Source organism: Pseudomonas sp. UM16 (assembly GCF_050312595.1).
Classification (GTDB): domain Bacteria; phylum Pseudomonadota; class Gammaproteobacteria; order Pseudomonadales; family Pseudomonadaceae; genus Aquipseudomonas.
This window is the reverse complement of sequence record NZ_JBNPJT010000018.1, coordinates 57,931-78,111: the sequence shown is the minus strand read 5'-3', so window position 1 is coordinate 78,111 and position 20,181 is coordinate 57,931. Positions and strand designations below refer to the sequence as shown.

17 protein-coding genes are annotated in these 20,181 nt (G+C 59.8%); 12 read left to right on the top strand and 5 right to left on the bottom strand.

Annotation, left to right across the window (positions count from 1 at the left end):
* Positions 1 to 46: 46 nt before the first annotated feature.
* The 9 genes from nuoG to ACQRAX_RS20620 all read left to right on the top strand — a co-directional run bounded on the left by nuoG (position 47) and on the right by ACQRAX_RS20620 (position 12,271).
* On the top strand, positions 47 to 2,761 hold the full coding sequence (gene nuoG / locus ACQRAX_RS20660; RefSeq protein WP_412039587.1) for an NADH-quinone oxidoreductase subunit NuoG: 2,715 nt from the start codon (positions 47 to 49) through the stop codon (positions 2,759 to 2,761).
* The gene (gene nuoH, locus ACQRAX_RS20655; protein WP_412039588.1) at positions 2,758 to 3,765 is read left to right on the top strand and encodes an NADH-quinone oxidoreductase subunit NuoH; all 1,008 of its coding nucleotides are present in this window, start codon (positions 2,758 to 2,760) and stop codon (positions 3,763 to 3,765) included. Before nuoG ends, nuoH begins: the two co-directional genes overlap by 4 nt.
* Positions 3,766 to 3,776: 11 nt before the next feature.
* The gene (nuoI, locus tag ACQRAX_RS20650) at positions 3,777 to 4,325 is read left to right on the top strand and encodes an NADH-quinone oxidoreductase subunit NuoI (protein ID WP_412039589.1); all 549 of its coding nucleotides are present in this window, start codon (positions 3,777 to 3,779) and stop codon (positions 4,323 to 4,325) included.
* A gap of 9 nt (positions 4,326 to 4,334) precedes the next feature.
* Positions 4,335 to 4,835: an NADH-quinone oxidoreductase subunit J gene (nuoJ, locus tag ACQRAX_RS20645; RefSeq protein ID WP_412039590.1), complete on the top strand. Its 501-nt coding sequence runs from the start codon at positions 4,335 to 4,337 to the stop codon at positions 4,833 to 4,835.
* Between the two features lie 4 nt (positions 4,836 to 4,839).
* A complete protein-coding gene (gene nuoK / locus ACQRAX_RS20640) occupies positions 4,840 to 5,148 on the top strand; it encodes an NADH-quinone oxidoreductase subunit NuoK (protein ID WP_028944232.1) in 309 nt (102 codons plus the stop codon).
* Positions 5,145 to 6,998 carry an NADH-quinone oxidoreductase subunit L gene (gene nuoL, locus ACQRAX_RS20635; protein WP_045188429.1) on the top strand — a complete coding sequence of 618 codons (1,854 nt, stop codon included), beginning with the start codon at positions 5,145 to 5,147 and terminating at the stop codon, positions 6,996 to 6,998. The genes nuoK and nuoL overlap by 4 nt, the downstream gene beginning before the upstream one ends.
* Before the next feature lie 39 nt (positions 6,999 to 7,037).
* On the top strand, positions 7,038 to 8,570 hold the full coding sequence (gene nuoM / locus ACQRAX_RS20630) for an NADH-quinone oxidoreductase subunit M (protein WP_412039591.1): 1,533 nt from the start codon (positions 7,038 to 7,040) through the stop codon (positions 8,568 to 8,570).
* Positions 8,571 to 8,577: 7 nt separating this feature from the next.
* The gene (gene nuoN / locus ACQRAX_RS20625; RefSeq protein WP_045188434.1) at positions 8,578 to 10,047 is read left to right on the top strand and encodes an NADH-quinone oxidoreductase subunit NuoN; all 1,470 of its coding nucleotides are present in this window, start codon (positions 8,578 to 8,580) and stop codon (positions 10,045 to 10,047) included.
* A gap of 175 nt (positions 10,048 to 10,222) precedes the next feature.
* Positions 10,223 to 12,271, top strand: a complete 2,049-nt coding sequence (locus tag ACQRAX_RS20620; RefSeq protein WP_412039592.1) for a TonB-dependent receptor family protein — start codon at positions 10,223 to 10,225, stop codon at positions 12,269 to 12,271.
* On the opposite strand, the gene ACQRAX_RS20615 is transcribed toward ACQRAX_RS20620, so the two are convergent.
* The 3 genes from ACQRAX_RS20615 to fnr form a co-directional block, all read right to left on the bottom strand.
* Positions 12,268 to 13,332: an AI-2E family transporter gene (locus ACQRAX_RS20615; protein WP_412039593.1), complete on the bottom strand. Its 1,065-nt coding sequence runs from the start codon at positions 13,330 to 13,332 to the stop codon at positions 12,268 to 12,270. The genes ACQRAX_RS20620 and ACQRAX_RS20615 overlap by 4 nt on opposite strands.
* 88 nt (positions 13,333 to 13,420) lie before the next feature.
* Positions 13,421 to 13,924 carry a hypothetical protein gene (locus tag ACQRAX_RS20610; RefSeq protein ID WP_412039594.1) on the bottom strand — a complete coding sequence of 168 codons (504 nt, stop codon included), beginning with the start codon at positions 13,922 to 13,924 and terminating at the stop codon, positions 13,421 to 13,423.
* A gap of 19 nt (positions 13,925 to 13,943) precedes the next feature.
* On the bottom strand, positions 13,944 to 14,654 hold the full coding sequence (fnr, locus tag ACQRAX_RS20605) for a fumarate/nitrate reduction transcriptional regulator Fnr (protein WP_412039595.1): 711 nt from the start codon (positions 14,652 to 14,654) through the stop codon (positions 13,944 to 13,946).
* A gap of 263 nt (positions 14,655 to 14,917) precedes the next feature.
* Between fnr and yegQ the strand changes: the two genes are divergently transcribed.
* Complete coding sequence (gene yegQ / locus ACQRAX_RS20600) at positions 14,918 to 16,243, top strand: tRNA 5-hydroxyuridine modification protein YegQ (protein WP_412039596.1); 1,326 nt, start codon at positions 14,918 to 14,920, stop codon at positions 16,241 to 16,243.
* Positions 16,244 to 16,328: 85 nt separating this feature from the next.
* On the opposite strand, the gene ACQRAX_RS20595 is transcribed toward yegQ, so the two are convergent.
* On the bottom strand, positions 16,329 to 18,587 hold the full coding sequence (locus tag ACQRAX_RS20595; RefSeq protein ID WP_412039652.1) for an acylase: 2,259 nt from the start codon (positions 18,585 to 18,587) through the stop codon (positions 16,329 to 16,331).
* A 262-nt stretch (positions 18,588 to 18,849) separates the two neighbouring features.
* Here ACQRAX_RS20595 and ACQRAX_RS20590 point away from each other — a divergent pair, with 262 nt between their 5' ends.
* Positions 18,850 to 19,236 carry a fe2+ zn2+ uptake regulation protein gene (locus ACQRAX_RS20590; protein WP_412039653.1) on the top strand — a complete coding sequence of 129 codons (387 nt, stop codon included), beginning with the start codon at positions 18,850 to 18,852 and terminating at the stop codon, positions 19,234 to 19,236.
* A 36-nt stretch (positions 19,237 to 19,272) separates the two neighbouring features.
* Here the strand turns inward: ACQRAX_RS20590 and ACQRAX_RS20585 are convergent, their stop codons facing one another.
* Positions 19,273 to 19,461, bottom strand: a complete 189-nt coding sequence (locus ACQRAX_RS20585) for a hypothetical protein (protein WP_412039597.1) — start codon at positions 19,459 to 19,461, stop codon at positions 19,273 to 19,275.
* Between the two features lie 157 nt (positions 19,462 to 19,618).
* Here ACQRAX_RS20585 and ACQRAX_RS20580 point away from each other — a divergent pair, with 157 nt between their 5' ends.
* A complete protein-coding gene (locus ACQRAX_RS20580; RefSeq protein ID WP_412039598.1) occupies positions 19,619 to 20,080 on the top strand; it encodes a hypothetical protein in 462 nt (153 codons plus the stop codon).
* The last annotated feature ends 101 nt before the right edge of the window (positions 20,081 to 20,181 follow it).

Here is a 20,181-nt window from a genome sequence, read left to right as displayed (position 1 = left end):
CCATTAGCCACGCCCGCAGACGCGGGCCAACGAAGAACTTTGAACCATGGCCACTATCCACGTAGACGGCAAAGAGCTCGAAGTCAACGGCGCAGACAACCTGTTACAGGCGTGTCTGTCGCTCGGCCTCGACATCCCCTATTTCTGCTGGCACCCGGCGCTCGGTAGCGTCGGTGCCTGCCGCCAGTGTGCGGTCAAACAGTACACCGACGAAAACGACACCCGCGGTCGTATCGTCATGTCCTGCATGACCCCTGCCACCGATGGCAGCTGGATTTCCATCGAAGACGAAGAAGCCAAGGTTTTCCGTGCCAGCGTCGTCGAATGGCTGATGACCAACCACCCGCACGACTGCCCGGTCTGCGAAGAAGGCGGTCACTGCCACCTGCAAGACATGACGGTAATGACCGGCCACAACGAGCGCCGCTACCGCTTCACCAAACGTACCCACCAGAACCAGGAACTCGGCCCGTTCATCGCTCACGAGATGAACCGCTGCATCGCCTGTTACCGTTGCGTGCGTTACTACAAGGACTACGCCGGCGGTACTGACCTGGGCGTATTCGGTGCCCACGACAACGTCTACTTCGGTCGCGTTGAAGACGGCACCCTCGAGAGCGAGTTCTCCGGCAACCTCACCGAGGTCTGCCCGACCGGTGTGTTCACCGACAAGACCCACTCCGAGCGTTACAACCGTAAATGGGACATGCAGTTCGCTCCGAGCATCTGCCATGGCTGCTCCAGCGGTTGCAACATCAGCCCGGGTGAGCGTTACGGCGAACTGCGCCGGATCGAAAACCGCTTCAACGGCTCGGTCAACCAATACTTCCTCTGTGACCGTGGCCGTTTTGGCTATGGCTACGTCAACCGCGAAGACCGTCCTCGTCAGCCTCTGCTCGCCGACGGCAGCAAGCTGAGCCTGGATGCGGCGCTGGATAAAGCTGCCGACATGCTGCGCGGTCGCAACATCGTCGGTATCGGTTCGCCACGCGCCAGCCTGGAAAGCAACTACGGTTTGCGCGAGCTGGTCGGTGCAGAGCACTTCTATTCGGGTATGGAAGCCGGTGAACTGGCCCGTGTACGCCTGGCCCTGCAAGTGCTGAACGACAGCCCGCTGCCAGTACCGACCCTGCGTGACATGGAAGACCATGACGCGGTATTCGTGCTGGGTGAAGACCTGACCCAAACCGCTGCCCGCGTCGCCCTGGCCCTGCGCCAGTCGGTCAAGGGCAAGGCTGAAGCCATGGCCGATGCCATGCGTGTACAGCCATGGCTTGACGCCGCGGTGAAGAACATCGGCCAACACGCCATGTACCCGCTGTTCATCGCCAGCCTGGCCGAAACCAAGCTCGATGACGTCGCCGAAGAATGCGTACACGCCGCACCGGACGACCTGGCCCGTATCGGTTTCGCCGTGGCCCACGCTATCGACCCGAGCGCGCCCGCTGTCGAAGGCCTGGATACCGAAGCCCTGGCCCTGGCCAAGCGCATCGCCGATGCCCTGGTTGCCGCCAACCGTCCATTGGTAGTTGCCGGTACTTCGCTGGCGTCCAGCGCGCTGATCGAAGCGGCTGCCAACATCGCTAAAGCCCTCAAGCTGCGCGAGAAGAACGGTTCGCTGAGCCTGGTAGTGCCTGAAGCCAACAGCCTGGGTATGGCCATGCTCGGTGGCGAGTCGATCGACGCCGCCCTGGATGCGGTGATTTCCGGCAAGGCCGACGCTATCGTCGTCCTCGAAAACGATCTGTACAGCCGTGTGCCTGCGGCCAAGGTCGACGCAGCCCTCGCGGCGGCCAAGGTCGTGATCGTCGCCGATCACCAGAAAACCCCGACCGTCGAGCGCGCTCACCTGGTTCTGCCAGCGGCGACTTTCGCCGAAGGCGACGGTACTCTGGTCAGCCAGGAAGGCCGCGCCCAGCGCTTCTTCCAGGTGTTCGATCCGACCTATCTGGACAGCAGCATCCTGGTTCACGAAGGCTGGCGCTGGATGCACGCCCTGCGTGCGACCCTGCTCAACAAGCCGGTGGACTGGACCCAACTGGACCACGTCACCAACGCTTGCGCCAATGCTGCGCCACAGCTGTCGGGCATCGTCAACGCCGCACCGTCCGCTTCGTTCCGTATCAAGGGCATGAAGCTTGCGCGTGAGCCGCTGCGTTACTCCGGTCGTACCGCCATGCGCGCCAATATCAGCGTTCATGAGCCACGCACCCCGCAAGACAAAGACAGCGCCTTTGCCTTCTCCATGGAAGGTTACTCGGGCTCGGCCGAACCGCGTTCGCAAGTACCGTTTGCCTGGTCTCCGGGCTGGAACTCGCCACAGGCCTGGAACAAATTCCAGGACGAGGTCGGTGGTCACCTGCGCGCAGGCGACCCAGGCACCCGCCTGATCGAAACCGAGGGCGACAAGCTGAACTGGTTCGCCAGCATCCCAGCGGCCTTCTCCCCGGCCCGTGGCACCTGGCAGGTTGTGCCGTTCTACCACCTGTTCGGTAGCGAAGAGAACTCCTCGCGCGCCGCACCGGTACAAGAGCGCATCCCACAGGCCTACGTTGGCCTGGCCAAGTCCGAAGCCGATCGCCTGGGTGTCAATGACGGTGCGATGCTCAACGTCAACGTAGCGGGTCAGACCCTGCGTCTGCCTTTGCGTATCAATGAAGAACTGGGCGCAGGCCTGGTTGCCCTGCCCAAAGGCCTGGCCGGTATTCCACCCGCCATCTTCGGTGCAGCTGTCGAAGGCCTGCAGGAGGCAGCACAATGACCTGGTTCACCCCTGAAGTGATCGATGTGATCATCGCCGTCATCAAGGCTGTCGTGGTCCTGCTGGCCGTGGTGGTCTGCGGTGCGCTGCTCAGCTTTGTCGAGCGGCGCCTGCTGGGCTGGTGGCAGGACCGTTACGGTCCGAACCGCGTCGGTCCGTTCGGTATGTTCCAGATCGCCGCCGACATGCTGAAGATGTTCTTCAAGGAAGACTGGAACCCGCCCTTCGTCGACAAAATGATCTTCACCCTGGCGCCGGTCGTGGCCATGAGTGCCTTGCTGATCGCCTTCGCCATTATCCCGATCACCCCGACCTGGGGTGTCGCGGACTTGAACATCGGCCTGTTGTTCTTCTTCGCCATGGCCGGTCTGTCGGTGTATGCCGTGCTGTTCGCCGGTTGGTCGTCGAACAACAAGTACGCCCTGCTCGGCAGCCTGCGGGCCTCGGCCCAGACCGTGTCGTACGAAGTGTTCATGGGCCTGGCGCTGATGGGTATCGTTGCCCAGGTCGGTTCGTTCAACATGCGCGATATCGTTGACTACCAGGCCCAGAACCTGTGGTTCATCATTCCGCAGTTCTTCGGCTTCTGCACCTTCTTCATCGCTGGTGTCGCCGTGACTCACCGTCACCCGTTCGACCAGCCGGAAGCGGAACAGGAACTGGCCGACGGTTACCACATTGAATATGCCGGTATGAAGTGGGGCATGTTCTTCGTCGGTGAGTACATCGGCATCATCCTGGTCTCGGCGCTGCTGGTAACCCTGTTCTTCGGTGGCTGGCACGGGCCGTTCGGCATCTTGCCGCAAGTGCCGTTCCTGTGGTTCGCCCTGAAGACCGCGTTCTTCATCATGCTGTTCATCCTGCTGCGTGCCTCGATCCCGCGCCCGCGCTATGACCAGGTGATGGACTTCGGCTGGAAGTTCTGCCTGCCGCTGACCCTGATCAATTTGCTGGTGACCGCTGCGCTCGTGTTGCTCAACACGCCAGCTGTTGCGGCCCAGTGAGGATTTGACCCATGTTCAAATATATTGGCGACATCGTTAAGGGCACTGGCACCCAGCTGCGCAGCCTGGTGATGGTGTTCTCTCACGGTTTTCGCAAACGTGACACCCTGCAGTACCCCGAAGAACCGGTCTACCTGCCGCCACGCTACCGTGGCCGCATTGTCCTGACCCGTGACCCGGATGGCGAAGAGCGCTGTGTAGCGTGCAACCTGTGTGCCGTGGCCTGCCCGGTCGGTTGTATCTCGCTGCAGAAAGCCGAAACAGAAGACGGCCGTTGGTACCCGGAGTTTTTCCGCATCAACTTCTCCCGTTGCATTTTCTGCGGCCTCTGCGAGGAAGCCTGCCCGACCACCGCGATCCAGCTGACGCCGGATTTCGAAATGGCCGAGTTCAAACGTCAGGATCTGGTGTACGAGAAAGAAGATCTGCTGATCTCCGGCCCCGGCAAGTACCCTGACTACAACTTCTACCGTGTTGCAGGTATGGCTATTGCCGGCAAGCCGAAAGGCGCCGCGCAGAACGAAGCCGAGCCGATCAACGTGAAGAGCTTGCTCCCTTAAGGAAGAAAGATGGAATTCGCTTTCTATTTCGCATCCGGTGTCGCTGTGGTGTCCACCCTTCGGGTGATCACCAACACCAACCCCGTGCACGCCCTGCTCTACCTGATCATTTCGCTGATCTCCGTGGCGATGACCTTCTTCGCCCTCGGCGCTCCGTTCGCCGGTGTCCTGGAAGTGATCGCCTACGCTGGCGCCATCATGGTGCTGTTCGTCTTCGTGGTGATGATGCTCAACCTCGGGCCGGCTTCGGTCGCCCAGGAGCGTGGCTGGCTCAAGCCAGGCATCTGGCTGGGCCCTGTGGTCCTCGCCGCGCTGCTGCTGCTTGAATTGCTGTATGTGCTGTTCGCCAATGACAGCGGCGCTGGCATCGGCCACACCACGGTCGACGCCAAAGCGGTCGGCATCAGCCTGTATGGTCCTTACCTGCTGGTGGTGGAACTGGCCTCGATGCTGCTGCTCGCTGCAGCGGTGACGGCTTTCCACCTCGGCCGCAACGAGGCGAAGGAGTAATCACATGCCAGCTATCCCTCTCGAGCACGGTCTGGCAGTCGCCGGCATCCTGTTCTGCCTCGGCCTTGTCGGCCTGATGGTGCGCCGCAACATTCTTTTCGTGTTGATGAGCCTGGAGATCATGATGAACGCCTCAGCTCTGGCCTTCATCGTTGCTGGCAGCCGCTGGGCGCAGCCGGATGGACAGATCATGTTCATCCTGGTGATCAGCCTGGCCGCCGCCGAGGCCAGTATTGGCCTGGCGATCCTGCTGCAGCTGTATCGCCGCTTCCACACTCTCGACATCGATGCAGCCAGTGAGATGCGCGGATGAACCTTATCTTTCTGACGTTCGTATTCCCCCTGATCGGCTTCCTGCTGTTGTCGTTCTCCCGTGGACGGTTCTCTGAGAACCTCTCGGCGCTGATCGGCGTCGGTTCGGTAGGCCTCTCGGCCGCCGTAGCCGCCTACGTGATCTGGCAATTCAACGTCGCGCCGCCGGAAGGTGGCGCGTACAGCCAGCTGCTGTGGCAGTGGATGTCGGTGGATGGCTTTGCGCCGAACTTCACCCTGTACGTGGATGGTCTGTCGATCACCATGCTCGGCGTGGTCACCGGCGTAGGCTTCCTGATCCACCTGTTCGCCTCCTGGTACATGCGTGGTGAAGCTGGCTACTCGCGCTTCTTCGCCTACACCAACCTGTTCATTGCCAGCATGTTGTTCCTGGTCCTGGGCGACAACCTGCTGTTCATCTACTTCGGTTGGGAAGGCGTGGGCCTGTGCTCGTACCTGTTGATCGGTTTCTACTACAGCAACCGCAACAACGGTAACGCCGCACTCAAAGCCTTCATCGTCACCCGTATCGGCGACGTGTTCATGGCCATCGGCCTGTTCATTCTGTTCGCCCAGCTCGGTACGCTGAACGTGCAAGAGCTGCTGGTACTGGCGCCGCAGAAATTCCAGGCGGGTGACTTCTGGATGGTTCTGGCCACTCTGATGCTGCTCGGTGGTGCGGTCGGTAAATCCGCCCAGCTGCCGCTGCAAACCTGGCTGGCTGACGCGATGGCCGGCCCTACCCCGGTTTCGGCACTGATCCACGCCGCAACCATGGTAACCGCCGGCGTTTATCTGATCGCCCGTACCCACGGCCTGTTCGCCCTGGCCCCTGACGTTCTGCACCTGGTCGGTGTGGTCGGCGGTGTGACCCTGGTTCTGGCTGGCTTTGCGGCGCTGGTACAGACCGACATCAAGCGTATCCTCGCCTACTCGACCATGAGCCAGATCGGCTACATGTTCCTGGCTTTGGGCGTTGGCGCCTGGGAAGGCGCGATCTTCCACCTGATGACCCACGCCTTCTTCAAGGCCCTGCTGTTCCTTGCCTCCGGTGCGGTGATCGTTGCCTGCCACCACGAGCAAAACATCTTCAAGATGGGTGGCCTGTGGAAGAAGCTGCCTCTGGCCTACGCCAGCTTCATCGTCGGTGGTGCCGCCCTGGCTGCCCTGCCGCTGCTGACCGCCGGCTTCTATTCCAAGGATGAGATCCTCTGGGAAGCCTTCGCCAGCGGCAACAACGGTCTGCTGTACGCCGGCCTGGTCGGTGCGTTCATGACCTCGCTGTACACCTTCCGCCTGATCTTCATTGCCTTCCACGGCGAAGCCAAGACCGAAGCCCATGCTGGCCACGGGATCTCCCACTGGCTGCCACTGGGCGTGCTGATCGTGCTGTCGACCTTCATCGGTGCCTGGATTCATCCACCACTGGCGGGCGTGCTGCCGCAGAGCGTCGGCCATGCCGGCGGCGAAGCCAAGCACAGCCTGGAAATTGCCTCGGGCGCCATCGCCATCGCCGGTATTCTGCTGGCTGCGGTGCTGTTCCTGGGCAAGCGTCGCCTGGTCACCGCGATTGCCAACAGCGGCATCGGCCGCGTCCTCTCGGCCTGGTGGTTCGCCGCCTGGGGCTTCGACTGGATCTACGACAAGCTGTTCGTCAAACCTTACCTGCTGATCGCCCACATCCTGCGCAAGGATCCGGTTGACCGCAGTATTGGCCTGATTCCGCGTATGGCGAAGGGCGGCCATGCCGCCATGAGCAAAACCGAAACCGGTCAGCTGCGCTGGTACACCGCTTCGATCGCCGTAGGTGCCGTGCTTGTGCTCGGTGCCGTTGTAATGGCTGCGGTCTGATATGAACCTTGCGACTTTGCGAAAGGAATTGAGCCCGTCATGATTTTGCCTTGGCTGATCCTGATCCCCTTTATCGGCGGCCTGCTGTGCTGGCTGGGTGAGCGCTTCGGCGCCACCCTGCCGCGCTGGATTGCGCTGCTGACCATGTCCCTGCTGCTTGGTATCGGCCTTTGGCTGTGGGCCAACGGGGACTACACCCTGGCCCCTGCACCGGGCGCTGCGCCTGAGTGGGCGGTCGAATTCAAAGTGCTGTGGATCGAGCGCTTCGGCATCAGCCTGCACCTGGCCCTCGACGGCCTGTCGCTGCTGATGATCCTGCTCACCGGCCTGCTCGGTGTGCTGTCGGTACTGTGTTCCTGGAAAGAGATCCAGCGTCACGTCGGCTTCTTCCACCTCAACCTGATGTGGATCCTTGGCGGCGTGGTCGGTGTGTTCCTGGCCCTGGACCTGTTCCTGTTCTTCTTCTTCTGGGAAATGATGCTGGTGCCGATGTATTTCCTCATCGCGCTCTGGGGTCATAGCTCCACTGATGGCAAGAAGACCCGGATCTACGCCGCGACCAAGTTCTTCATCTTCACTCAGGCCAGCGGCCTGATCATGTTGGTGGCGATCCTGGGTCTGGTACTGGTCAACTACAGCAATACCGGTGTGATCACCTTCGACTACACCCAGTTGCTCCAGGCCGACCTACCCGCGGGCACCGAATATGTGCTGATGCTGGGCTTCTTCATCGCCTTCGCGGTCAAGCTGCCGGTGGTACCGTTCCACTCTTGGCTACCGGATGCGCACGCCCAGGCACCAACCGCAGGTTCCGTTGACCTGGCGGGTATTTTGCTGAAAACCGCTGCCTACGGCCTGCTGCGTTTTGCCCTGCCACTGTTCCCGAACGCTTCGGCCGAGTTTGCGCCGATTGCCATGACCCTGGGTCTGATCGGGATTTTCTACGGTGCGTTCCTGGCGTTCGCTCAAACCGACATCAAGCGTCTGGTCGCCTTCTCCAGCGTTTCGCACATGGGCTTCGTCCTGATCGGTATCTACTCCGGCAGCCAGCAAGCGCTGCAAGGCGCGGTAATCCAGATGCTGGCTCACGGCCTGTCGGCGGCGGCACTGTTTATCCTCGCCGGCCAGCTGTATGAGCGCCTGCACACCCGTGACATGCGTCAGATGGGCGGCCTGTGGCATCGCATCGCTTACCTGCCGGCAATCAGCCTGTTCTTCGCTGCAGCGTCCCTGGGCCTGCCGGGTACCGGTAACTTTGTTGGTGAGTTCCTGATCCTGATCGGCAGCTTCGTCGCTTCGCCATGGGTCACCGTCATCGCCACTTCCGGTCTGGTGTTCGGTTCGGTCTACTCGCTGATCATGATTCACCGCGCCTACTTTGGCCCGGCGAAGTCGGACGACGTCCTGGCTGGCATGGATACCCGCGAAATGATCATGGTACTGGGCCTGGCTGGCCTGCTGATCCTGCTGGGCGTCTACCCGCAGCCGTTCCTGGACACTTCCGCCGCCACCATGAGTGGTGTGCAGCAGTGGCTCGGTTCCGCTTTCACTCAACTCGCTTCGGCCCGGTAAGAGCGCTATGGACCTGACGATTCAACACTTTATCGCGCTTGCGCCGCTGCTGATTACCACCATCACCGTTGTCGTGGTGATGTTGGCAATCGCCTGGCGCCGCAACCACTCACAAACCTTCCTGCTGTCGACCGTGGGCCTGAACCTGGCCCTGCTGTCGATCCTGCCGGTATTGAAAGTCGTGCCACTGGCGGTGACCCCGCTGCTGACCATCGACAAGTTCGCCTGCCTGTACATGGCGCTGATCCTGGTTGCCACCCTGGCCTGCGTCACCCTCGCCCACGCTTATCTGGGTGATGGCGGCAAAGGCTACCCGGGCAACCGCGAAGAACTGTACCTGCTGATCCTCATGGCTGCCCTGGGTGGCCTGGTACTGGTCAGCGCACAGCACCTGGCTGGCCTGTTCATTGGCCTGGAGCTGCTCTCGGTACCGGTCTATGGCCTGGTCGCTTATGCCTTCTTCAACAAGCGATCGCTGGAAGCCGGCATCAAGTACATGGTGCTGTCGGCCGCCGGTTCCGCCTTCCTGCTGTTCGGTATGGCGCTGCTGTATGCCGACGCTGGCAGCCTGAGCTTCGACGGTATCGGTAAAGCCCTGGCAGCCACCAACATGCCAAGCCTGCTGGCTCAGTTGGGCCTGGGCATGATGCTGGTCGGCCTGGCATTCAAACTGTCGCTGGTACCGTTCCACCTGTGGACTCCGGACGTCTACGAAGGTGCTCCAGCACCGGTCGCCGCCTTCCTGGCCACCGCCAGCAAGGTGGCGGTGTTCGCCGTTGTCGTGCGTCTGTACATGCTTTCGCCTGCTGCCAGCAGCGGCGTGCTGACCACCGTGCTGTCGGTGATTGCCGTTGCCTCGATCCTGATCGGTAACCTGCTGGCACTGACCCAGAGCAACCTCAAGCGTCTGCTTGGTTACTCGTCCATCGCCCACTTCGGCTACTTGCTGATTGCCCTGGTGGCGAGCAAGGGTCTGGCCGTTGAAGCCATCGGCGTGTACCTGGTCACCTACGTGATCACCAGCCTCGGTGCTTTCGGCGTGATCACCCTGATGTCCTCGCCGTACAACGGCCGTGACGCGGACGCCCTGTATGAGTACCGCGGCCTGTTCTGGCGTCGTCCGTACCTGACCGCAGTGCTGACCGTCATGATGCTGTCGCTGGCCGGTATCCCGCTGACCGCAGGCTTCATCGGCAAGTTCTACATCATCGCCACCGGTGTCGAATCGCAGCTGTGGTGGCTGGTCGGTGCCCTGGTGATCGGTAGTGCCATCGGTGTGTTCTATTACCTGCGCGTGATGGTCACCCTGTTCCTGATTGAGCCGAACCTGCGTCGTCACGATGCCCCGCTGAACTGGGAACAGCGCACCGGTGGCGTCATGCTGCTGGCGATCGCGATCCTGGCCTTTGTGCTGGGCGTGTACCCGCAACCGTTGCTGGACATGGTTCAGCATGCAGGCTTGCAACTGATCGGTTGATCGATCTTGCAGTGACAGACACCCCGCTTCGGCGGGGTGTTTTGTTTTTGGCCCACCACGTTGATCCCTTGCAGGAGCCAGCCTTGCCGACGCTGAGGCCGATGCGGATCGGCGACTGTGCTTCGCCTGATAGTTACGACGTCTGATTCCCGCTCACAGTCCCGGAACCCCTTCGATGCGCCCCTCCCTACCCCACTCCTCACTCGCGTTACTGATCTCTTGCGCCGCCTCAGTCCAGGCCAATGAAGGCATTGAACTTGACCAGGTGTTGATTCAGGAACAGAGCGAGCTGCAAGACGCCCGTGAACGCCTGAATCAGGTGCCAGGCGCCAGCAATCTGATTGACATGCAACGGGTGGAGCAAGGCCGGGTCGCCAGCAATCAGGATGTCCTGGCCTACCAACCAGGCGTATTCGCCCAGTCCGCCGGCAACGACGGCATCAAGTTGTCGATCCGCGGCTCAGGTATCAACCGCGCGCCTGGTAGCCACGGCTCCGGTGTCTACACAATGTTCGACGGCTTGCCGCTGACCGGTCCGGGCGGCACGCCTTACGAGTTGTTCGAGCCGTTGTGGCTGAGCCGGGCCGAAGTCCTGCGCGGCGCCAATGGATTTGACCGCGGCGCTTTGGCCCTGGGTGGCGCCATTGATTACATCACCCACACCGGTTACGACGCCGCGCCGTTGCAAGTTCGCTATGAGGTAGGCAGCCGCGGCTATGCCAAGCGCCAAGTCAGCTCGGGCCAAGTCTTGGGTGACCTGGACTACTACGTGGCCCTGACTGACTCTGAATACGATGGCTATCAGGAGCACAGCAGTGGCAGCAGCAAGGGCATTGCCGCCAACGTTGGTTACCGTTTCAATCCAAACCTGGAGACGCGTTTCTACCTGCGTTATCGGGAAACCGAGAATGACCTGGCTGGGCGCCTGACCAAAGAGCAGATCAAACACCACCCACGCGACGCCAACCCGGCGTACCTGGCCCGTGATGACAGCCGTCCGCAACCGGGCAGCACCTGGGTGGGCAACAAGACCACATTCTATCTGGACGACGACTCCCGCCTGGAAACCGGGCTGGTCTACCACGACTACCCGATGGACCTGCGCGAAGGCCCAATGCGCCTCAAGGTCGCTTATACCGACGTCAGCGGGACACTGAATTATTTCCGTAGAGACACCCTGTTCGGGCACGAGAGCAAGACGACCTTGGGTTGGCGGTCCACCAAGCACCTGCCCAACAGCGGTGCTTCACAGTTTGCCCGGATAGACGACGTCACAGGCGCCCGGACCCGAGACTTCAGCTACCAGGGCTCGGACACCGTGGTACACGCCGGCAACGAACTCGAGCTGGTGCCGGACCTGTGGCTGACCAGCGGCCTGGCGATGATTTATACCCGTCGCGAAAGCGACGTGAGCTTTCCGGCCAATGGCGGTAAGGTCAGCCAGCACGACTGGGACTATGCCCCGCGCCTAGGCCTGCGCTACGACATCAGCCCTCAGTTGCAGATCTATGGCAACCTCAGCCGTTCGGTGGAGCCGCCGCACCCGTGGTCGCTGATCTGGAGCTCGACCAATGCGACCCAGCCTATCGAAATGCAAAACCAGACCGCAACCACCCTGGAGCTGGGTGCACGCGGTGAGTCGGCCATTGGCCGCTGGGACCTGGCCTGGTACTACTCGGATGTACGCCATGAGCTGCTGGCCGTGGAGATCGTGCAAGGCCTGCCCGCCAAGGAGTTCAACGCCAGCCCAACGGTGCACCAGGGCATCGAGGCCGGCCTCGACAGCCTGCTCTGGCAACGTGCCGACGTCGGCAAGCTGTCGCTGCGTCAGGCCTACACCTTCAGCGACTTCCACTACCGTGATGACGATACCTTTGGCGACAATCGCCTGCCCGGTATCCCGATGCACTATTACCAGGCAGAGCTGCGCTTCGACCTGCCAAGCGGTTTGTATGCCGGGATCAATACGCAGATGGCGTCCAAGGTTCAGGTCGACTATGCCAACAGCTACCCGGCAGACGCCTATGCAATTCTCGGCGCCACCCTGGGCTACAACGCGCCGAAACAAGACTGGCAGACCTGGCTGGATCTACGCAACCTGACCAACAAGCGCTATGCCGCTACGGTGACTCCAGGCTACAACGACAATGGCAAAGACGTTGCTCACTCGACTCCTGGCGAAGGTTTCAGCGTCTACGCCGGCGTGTCCTACAGCTTCCGCTAACTGGGTAGTTGTACCTGGGGTTTGGTCGAGACGAAGATCGCCCAGCTGGAGATGAACAGTGCGGCGATCAGCGGGCCGATGACGAAGCCATTGATGCCGAATACGGCCAGGCCACCAAGGGTTGAGACAAGGACCAGGTAATCCGGCATTTTGGTGTCTTTGCCCACCAGGATCGGCCGCAACACGTTGTCTACCAGACCGATCACGAAGACACCGTACAGCGCCAGCACCACACCTGGCCAAAACGCACCCGTAGCAACGAAGTACACCGCTACCGGCGCCCAGACGATCCCCGCGCCCACCGCCGGCAGCAACGAAAGAAACGCCATCAACACGCCCCAGACCAGCGGGCTGGGAATACCCAAGACCCAGAAGATAATGCCGCCCAAGGCCCCTTGGGTCACGGCCACCAGCAGGTTGCCCTTCACTGTGGCCCGTACCACACGGTTAAACTTCAATTGCAGGCGGCGCTTCTGCTGCTCGGCCAGAGGCACCGCCGCGCGGACCTTGCGCGCCAGCTCCGCACCGTCACGCAAAACGAAAAACAACAAATAGAGCATGACGCCGAAACTCACCAGAAACTCGAAGGTACCCTGGCCGAAACTGAAAGCCTGACTGGCGAAGAACTGGCTGCCCTGCATCGCACCTTTGGCGATTTTATCGCGCAATCCCTCCAGATCGCTCATGCCCATGCGCTCAAGACCATTTTGGGCGAAGGCTGGGAGCATGGCCTGAAAGCGCTCAATGTAACCGGCGATATCCAGCTGACCGCTTTCAATGTTCTTGTACAACGCCGCGCCTTCCTGCACCAGCAGGGTACTGATGACGATCATCGGCAAGATCGCGATCAAAAGACACACCAGCAATGTCAGGCCGGCCGCCAGGTTACGCCGCCAGCCCAAGCGCAGCAGCAGCCGTCGCTGCAAGGGCGCAAAGAGGATGCCGAGAATCACCGCCCAGAACACCGCGCCATAGAACGGCAACAGGATCCAGATAAAGGCGATGGTAACCAGCGCCAGAAACAAGTGCAGGGCCTTGTGCTGCAGGGCGGTTTCGTTCATGTGCGCTCCGTTGCTACTCACAACGTTAGTGCACACCAGCGTGGTAAAAGTGCCGTTTCAGCCCGAATAATCTGCTTCAGGTCCGGGATTAAGCCCCAGCATGCCAATTCCGGGCTTCTAGCCCCGCGAGCAAATCGCTCTCCCAGTAGAACAGCGCGTTCAGTTCTATTTGCACATAGCGCTCATCATCGGCGCTGTCGCTCTGAGCATAATCCCAGCTTGTCAGTGACTGCGCGTGAAGCTCGTCACTGCCTGCTGTCGTTGCGTTGTACCAGGTTGCTTGAGCTGTTGAGGTGCTCCAAGTGATCGACCCAGGCAGTTTCAGGCTGCCATAGTGCTCACCGTAAGCGTCTTGCGGTGCATGTCGCGCAGGTATTGATTGCGCGCCTGTTGCTAGCGGAATCACCTGACTTGAGAACGAGAACGTGCAGTTGCTGATACCGGCAAGGGTTTGCCCTTTCCAGTCCCACGAGTAGGTGGTGTCCACTTCGGCGCGTTCATTCAAGGTGTAATGGGCCTGAAAATTTGCACGTGAGTCAGTCGGTCGAGCGATGGTGACGGACCACGGCCCATGTGAGAGAGTCAAAGTCATTGGTTATGCCTTAACGCGACTAGTTAAACATCTGCACCGGATCAATAATGCGCACGTCCTTGCCTTCAACTTCTATCAAGCCATTTTGCTGAAGACGGGTGAATACTCGGGATACCGTTTCGCCGGCCAATCCCAAGTAGTTGCCGATATCGTTGCGGGAAATGCTCAAGTGCAGTTGATTGGCGGAATAGCCCAAGGCGCTGAAACGCTCTGCCAGGTCGACCAACAAGGTGGCAACCCGTGGATCGGCAGCTTTTTTCGTCAGTACGCGGGTCATTTGCTGGGTGTTACGAATCTCGCGACTCATCGCCCGAATCAGGTGTCGGCGAATCTTCGGTAAGCGCACCAGCTGCGCATCCAACGCATCGAAAGGCAGTTCACAGACATCACTGCTGTCTAGGGCCTGGATCGAGATCGGATAAGTGTCCGCGCCCATCCCCGACAGGCCAATCAGTTCACCGGGCAGATGCAGACCCAGTATTTGTTCTTCGCCGTCTTTGCTCACGCTAAAGGACTTCAATGCGCCGGAACGTATTACGTAAATCGAGCTAAAGCTGTCGCCCTGACGAAACAGGAATTCGTCCTTTTTCACCCGACGGCCATGTTTGACGATGTCATCGAGCAAGTCGATTTCTTCGTAGCTCACGGAACCAGGCAGGCACAGCAGCGCGAGGCTGCAGGTCTTGCAGTGCATCTGGCTGTCAGCGTGCAATTTTACCGATTCGAGCATGTGTGAGGTCCTTACGAAATGACACGATGCGTGCCTGTGCAGTAGCAGTCAGGCGCAGCCTACGAGCCATTCGATCTTCCCCCGCGCTCAATTAAGATGCTCCTCAATAATCGTTATTTAGTATCAAGTCATTGAATTTAATAGTAAATTCAAAAATTAGGCATTCCAGAGCAACAACACGATTCAGACAATTGCGTTGACTCAGATCAATAAGCCAACACACCTCAACCGGTAGCATCCGCGCCTTTTACCCCGGCCCGATCATGACCACGCTCGTCAAACCAGAACTGCTCGCCCCTGCCGGCACCCTGAAAAATATGCGCTACGCCTTCGCCTATGGCGCCGATGCGGTGTATGCCGGTCAACCTCGCTACAGCCTGCGGGTTCGCAATAACGAGTTCGATCACGCTAACCTGGCCCTAGGCATCAAAGAAGCCCAGGCGCAGGGCAAGCGCTTTTATGTGGTGGTCAACATTGCCCCGCATAACGCCAAGCTGAAAACCTTCCTCAAAGACCTGGCGCCAGTCATTGAGATGGCCCCGGATGCGTTGATCATGTCTGATCCTGGGCTGATCATGCTGGTTCGTCAGCATTTCCCACAGATGCCGATTCACCTGTCAGTACAGGCCAATACGGTGAACTGGGCCAGCGTTGAGTTCTGGCGCAGCCAGGGGCTGACGCGCGTGATTTTGTCCCGCGAGCTGTCACTGGAAGAGATCGAGGAAATCCGCCAGCAGGTGCCAGCGATGGAGTTGGAGGTTTTCGTCCACGGCGCACTGTGCATGGCTTACTCTGGCCGCTGCCTGTTGTCGGGCTATCTCAATCGCCGCGATGCCAATCAGGGCAGTTGTACCAATGCCTGTCGCTGGAAGTACAGCGCCACTGCGGCGACTGAAGACGTCAGCGGCGATATCGTCCGCGAAGTACAGCCAACTCTGGGTGTCGGCGCCCCCACTGAACAGGTATTTCTGCTTCAGGAGAGCAATCGCCCGGATGAAGATATGCCGGCGTTCGAGGACGAACACGGCACCTACATCATGAATGCCAAGGATTTGCGTGCGGTTCAGCATGTCGAACGTTTGACGCAAATGGGTGTGCATTCGCTGAAAATCGAAGGTCGGACCAAATCGCATTTTTATTGCGCCCGCACCACTCAAGCTTACCGTCAGGCCATTGATGATGCCGTGGCCGGTCGGGAGTTCGACCGCAGCCTGATGCTCAATCTCGAATCATTGGCCCAACGCGGCTACACCGAAGGTTTTCTGCGTCGCCATGTTCATGATGAATATCAAAACTATCAACGCGGCAATTCGGTGTCTGACCGTCAGCAGTTTGTGGGCGAGTTGACCGGTGAGCGCGTCGATGGCCTGGCGGAAGTCAAGGTGAAGAACCGCTTTGCCCTGGGCGATCATCTGGAACTGATGACCCCGCGTGGCAACTATAACTTCGACCTGCACCAGTTGCGTGATCGTCAGGGTACTGCAATCGAAGTGGCGCCCGGGGATGGGCATACGGTGTACCTGCCGATTCCCGAGCAGGTAGATCTAGGGTTTGGCCTGTTATTGCGTGAACTGATGCAACCCGCCTAAATCTCTAACGTGGTTGTGGGAACTGGCCTTGCCTGCAAGACCAGCGCCACACATTCAAACCGCAAGGCTAGCCCTGCCCTTAGAGTCAAGGCGTGCCAGCAGCCACCGTGGAGGTATCCGCCTCGCGAATCACCTGCAACCGATACTGTGGATCCGCCTTGATCTGCGCCTCAGTGAATGGCATCTGATGCCATTGTTTGGCCGAGAAGGCGCGGGTCTGGTCACTGGCATGTTGCGAACCCGCTTCGCTGGACTCTGAAAAAGCGAGCAGCCCTAACGCCTGGGGGCCGTTGTCAGTAAAAGTGACCAACTGCAGGTAACTGGTGCCACTGACCACCCGACGCTTGCCCGGCTCGGTGGGTACACTCTGGATTGCATTGTAGATCCCAAGGCTCGCAGGCCCACCATGAATCGGCGTGCCATCGGCAGCTTGCTGAATCTGCCCCCAATGTACATCAGCACTCAGGCCAGCCTCCTGCACCGCAGCCAACGAGGCCAGGGCCGCTTGATTCAAAGCCTCTGCCACCTCTGCGCGTTCAACTGCCAAGCCACGTGGGGTATGCTGGGGATCGGCCGGATCGAATGCCACGCGCCAGATATCCTGGCGCTCAAGCAAGCGCTGCAGGATATTCTGGAAATGCACCAGGCCCAGGCCGGCATCCAGATCGGCGCGCAGGTTCCAGGCTTTCAAGCTGCTACACAGCCCAATCATCTGTGCATCCGCATGTTTACCACACCATTGCAATAAATCCGGCATCAACAATTCGGCCAGATAAACCTGATTGTCCATCACCATCTGCTGCAGATCGGCGCCGCTGAGCTTGTCGTCGCCGCTCAAGCGGTGCAATGCAAAGCGACTGCGTGGCCCCAGTGGCTGGTCCTCACGACTGATCAGCGGCGAGTAACCACGCAACGGCTGCGCTGGGTTAACCATCCAGGCGGAGTCATTGGAGTGCTGGATAAAATCCCTGCGACTCAAGCTCGGCTGCAGATGTGCAGGGAAGATGCCTGCCTGTGCAGCACGCGGATCGACTTTCCAGTTGCAGGCGCTACGCGAGCCGTCGAGCACGATCAGCTCCTGCCCGGCTGCTGGATCGCTGCACTTGGCCAGCAAGGCAGCATCGACAAAGGGCACCACCGACTGATTCAAATACAACGTCTGGCCCTTGGCATCCACCGCCAGGGTATTGACCCAAGGAATCCCCTGCAGGCGCTGCACCGACGCCTGCAATGCATTGAGGCTGTCAGCCTGGTTCATGCTGTACCACTGCTGCAGGACACGGGTGTTTTCCAGGTTGGCATCGCGCAAGCTGTAAGCGTGTTGCTGATTCCAGTCCAGGCGCCCAGGCCACTGCACAATCGGGCCAAAAACCGAGCTGTAGACGTCGCGCTTGACTGGTGCAAGCTTGCCATACTCGCCCTTGACCATCACTGTCACCGCTTGACGACTCATGGCCAACGACTTGCCATCGAGCAAGTAGCGAGTCGGGTCTTTGGGGTCGAGCTCCAAGCGGTACAAGGTGAAGTGTTTGGAAGTATCTACGGTGTGGGTCCAGGCCAGGTGACGGTTGAAACCGATGTTGATCAACGGCAGCCCTGGCAAAGCAGCGCCCATGACATCCAGTTTGCCGGGCAGCGTCAATTGCATCTGATAAAAACGCATGCCACCCGCCCAGGGAAAGTGCGGATTAGCCAGCAACATGCCATGACCGCTGGCAGAGCGTTCGCTGCCTACAGCCACCGCATTGCTGCCGCGTTCGAGGGCAAAATTGTCCTGACGTGCCTGCGCCACACTCATGTTCAGGTGCAGCCTTGCCACAGCATTAGGCGGCGTAGCACCCGCCAACGCTTCAGCAAACTGCCCCACTCCGCCTTCGACCAGCAAGCGCCGGGTTAACTTGACCAGGTCAAGCGTGGTAATCGGCCGTAACCACTGGGCTTGTAAACACTGCGCCCCCTGCCCCTCGGCCAGGCGCTCGGCCAGCGCGCGGTTGTATCCTTTGGCATAGCCTTCGAGCAATGCGCGCACTGGCGCCGGCTGCGCCTGCCAGAAGCCGAACACCGCTGTGGGGGTATTGAGCCAGCTGAAGAACAGGTCACTGGCGAGGTTCTCACGTTGCTCGAAAGTGACCTGTTCAGGCCCGAAATAACGTGAACGCTCAGCATTGACCGTGACAACCTCATTCGCCAGCAGACACAGGTTGTCTTGGCCATAGGCATAGCCAATTCCGTATCCCAGCCCCTGTTCATCCTTGGCCAGGATGTGCGGTACACCAAAACTGCTGCGGCGGATCTCAGCGCTGGCGTCACCCGCGGTGATACGCGCCTGAGCCGCGCCGCTCATGCCGACGAGCAATCCGACCAGACAGACGCTTGCCAAAGGACGGGATTTGATCACGGATACTCCTGCTCACGGAACTATTGGTCCTCATTGAACGAAGCACAGCCAATAAATTTACGGAAGAAACAGCCTCGAAACGTCTTTATCTAACTGGCCCGATATTTTTTTTCGTCAGCTACTGCAGTTTTGCCGTGCTCATTCGTCTTATAGGGTGAGAGGCATCATTACGACGGTATCTGGACTGGTCATGAAAGGGAGCGTTCATATGTACAACCAGCAACAGGCAGCGTTCGCCAACCGCCCAGAGCGAAAAGTGCGGCAAGCCATGGCGGTGAAAACCGACACTGGCGACAACGAGCGCCCAGGCAACGAACATATTCGCGAACTGCTCAGGTCGTTCGGTCTGCGCACCAGCCTGATTCGCCTCAAGGTCATCGATGCCTTGCACGTGGCTGACCGCAATGGGCGCAGCATCGGTGTACGCGGCGTCCACAGCCAGCTTGAACAGCTGGATATTCCGCTGTCGTTCCTCAGCGTTCGAGAAGTGCTCAAACGCTTGTGCGTCGAAGGCGTGATCAGCATGGGCACAGACAAGTGCTACAGCCTTAATCCCGAGGCCCGCAGCATCCTGCAACAAGCCAACCGCAGGTAAGCGACAGGCCGGCAAATGCCGGCCGCGCCGAATACTTCAGGGCTTGACCTTGCGGCGCATGACGCCATTGACCACCACAACCGCAACTGCCACAGCAATGGCGATGTACTGGAACACTTGCTCGCTGATCGTCCCTTGCTTCTGCAGGTAAGACAGACCGAGCATGATCCCCAGCACCAGCAGCGAGATCAGAATGGAATATTTCAGGCGTTGACCTTGAGTCATGGATATTTCCTTGCAACATCGGAGTAAGTGGCCGCTACAGCCAACGCGCATCATACAACGCGGGCCTGGTGTGAGCGGATAATTTCCTTCTTCAGCGGCCCCTTGGTTGTTGAAATCATGGCATCCCGGGCATTGCCCAGACGATTGGAAGATTGCCATGTTCATCCGCTGCTTACTTAGCTGTCTCACCTTGCTGGTTGGCCTTGAGGCCCAGGCGCTACCGACTGCAGAGCTGTCCGCAGCACAGCAAAGCGCATTGGGCAAACAACTTTCCGAGCAGGCTGGAGCCAGCCAATGGCAACAGCTGTGGCAGCGCTCGCGAGATGCTGGGCACCTGGACGAGCAAGCGCATAGCGCCTACTTCAGCCTGGCTCCTGCCCAACTCATCGAGGCGGTAAAGCTGACACTATCCCAGCCGCAACAGACAAGCGCGCTGAAACAGACCCAGGTTCTGTATCGCCGGGATTTCTTGCCACAAACCGTGGGCAAGCAGGCCGATAACCTCTTCAGCGGCATTTGTGTCTGGGTTGACTGGCGCACGCTACCGGCGCACGCCGTGAACCGGCCCGGCCCCTACCTTGGACAGATCAGCCTGCTGCTGGCGCGGCCCTGCCAATGAGCATGGGTTGCCCGACCTTTTAGGGCTCGATATTGCGCCTGGAACGAAAATCCAGGGGCTTGCAGCAAATCCAAGATCCTCTTCCTATTCACAACACCCGT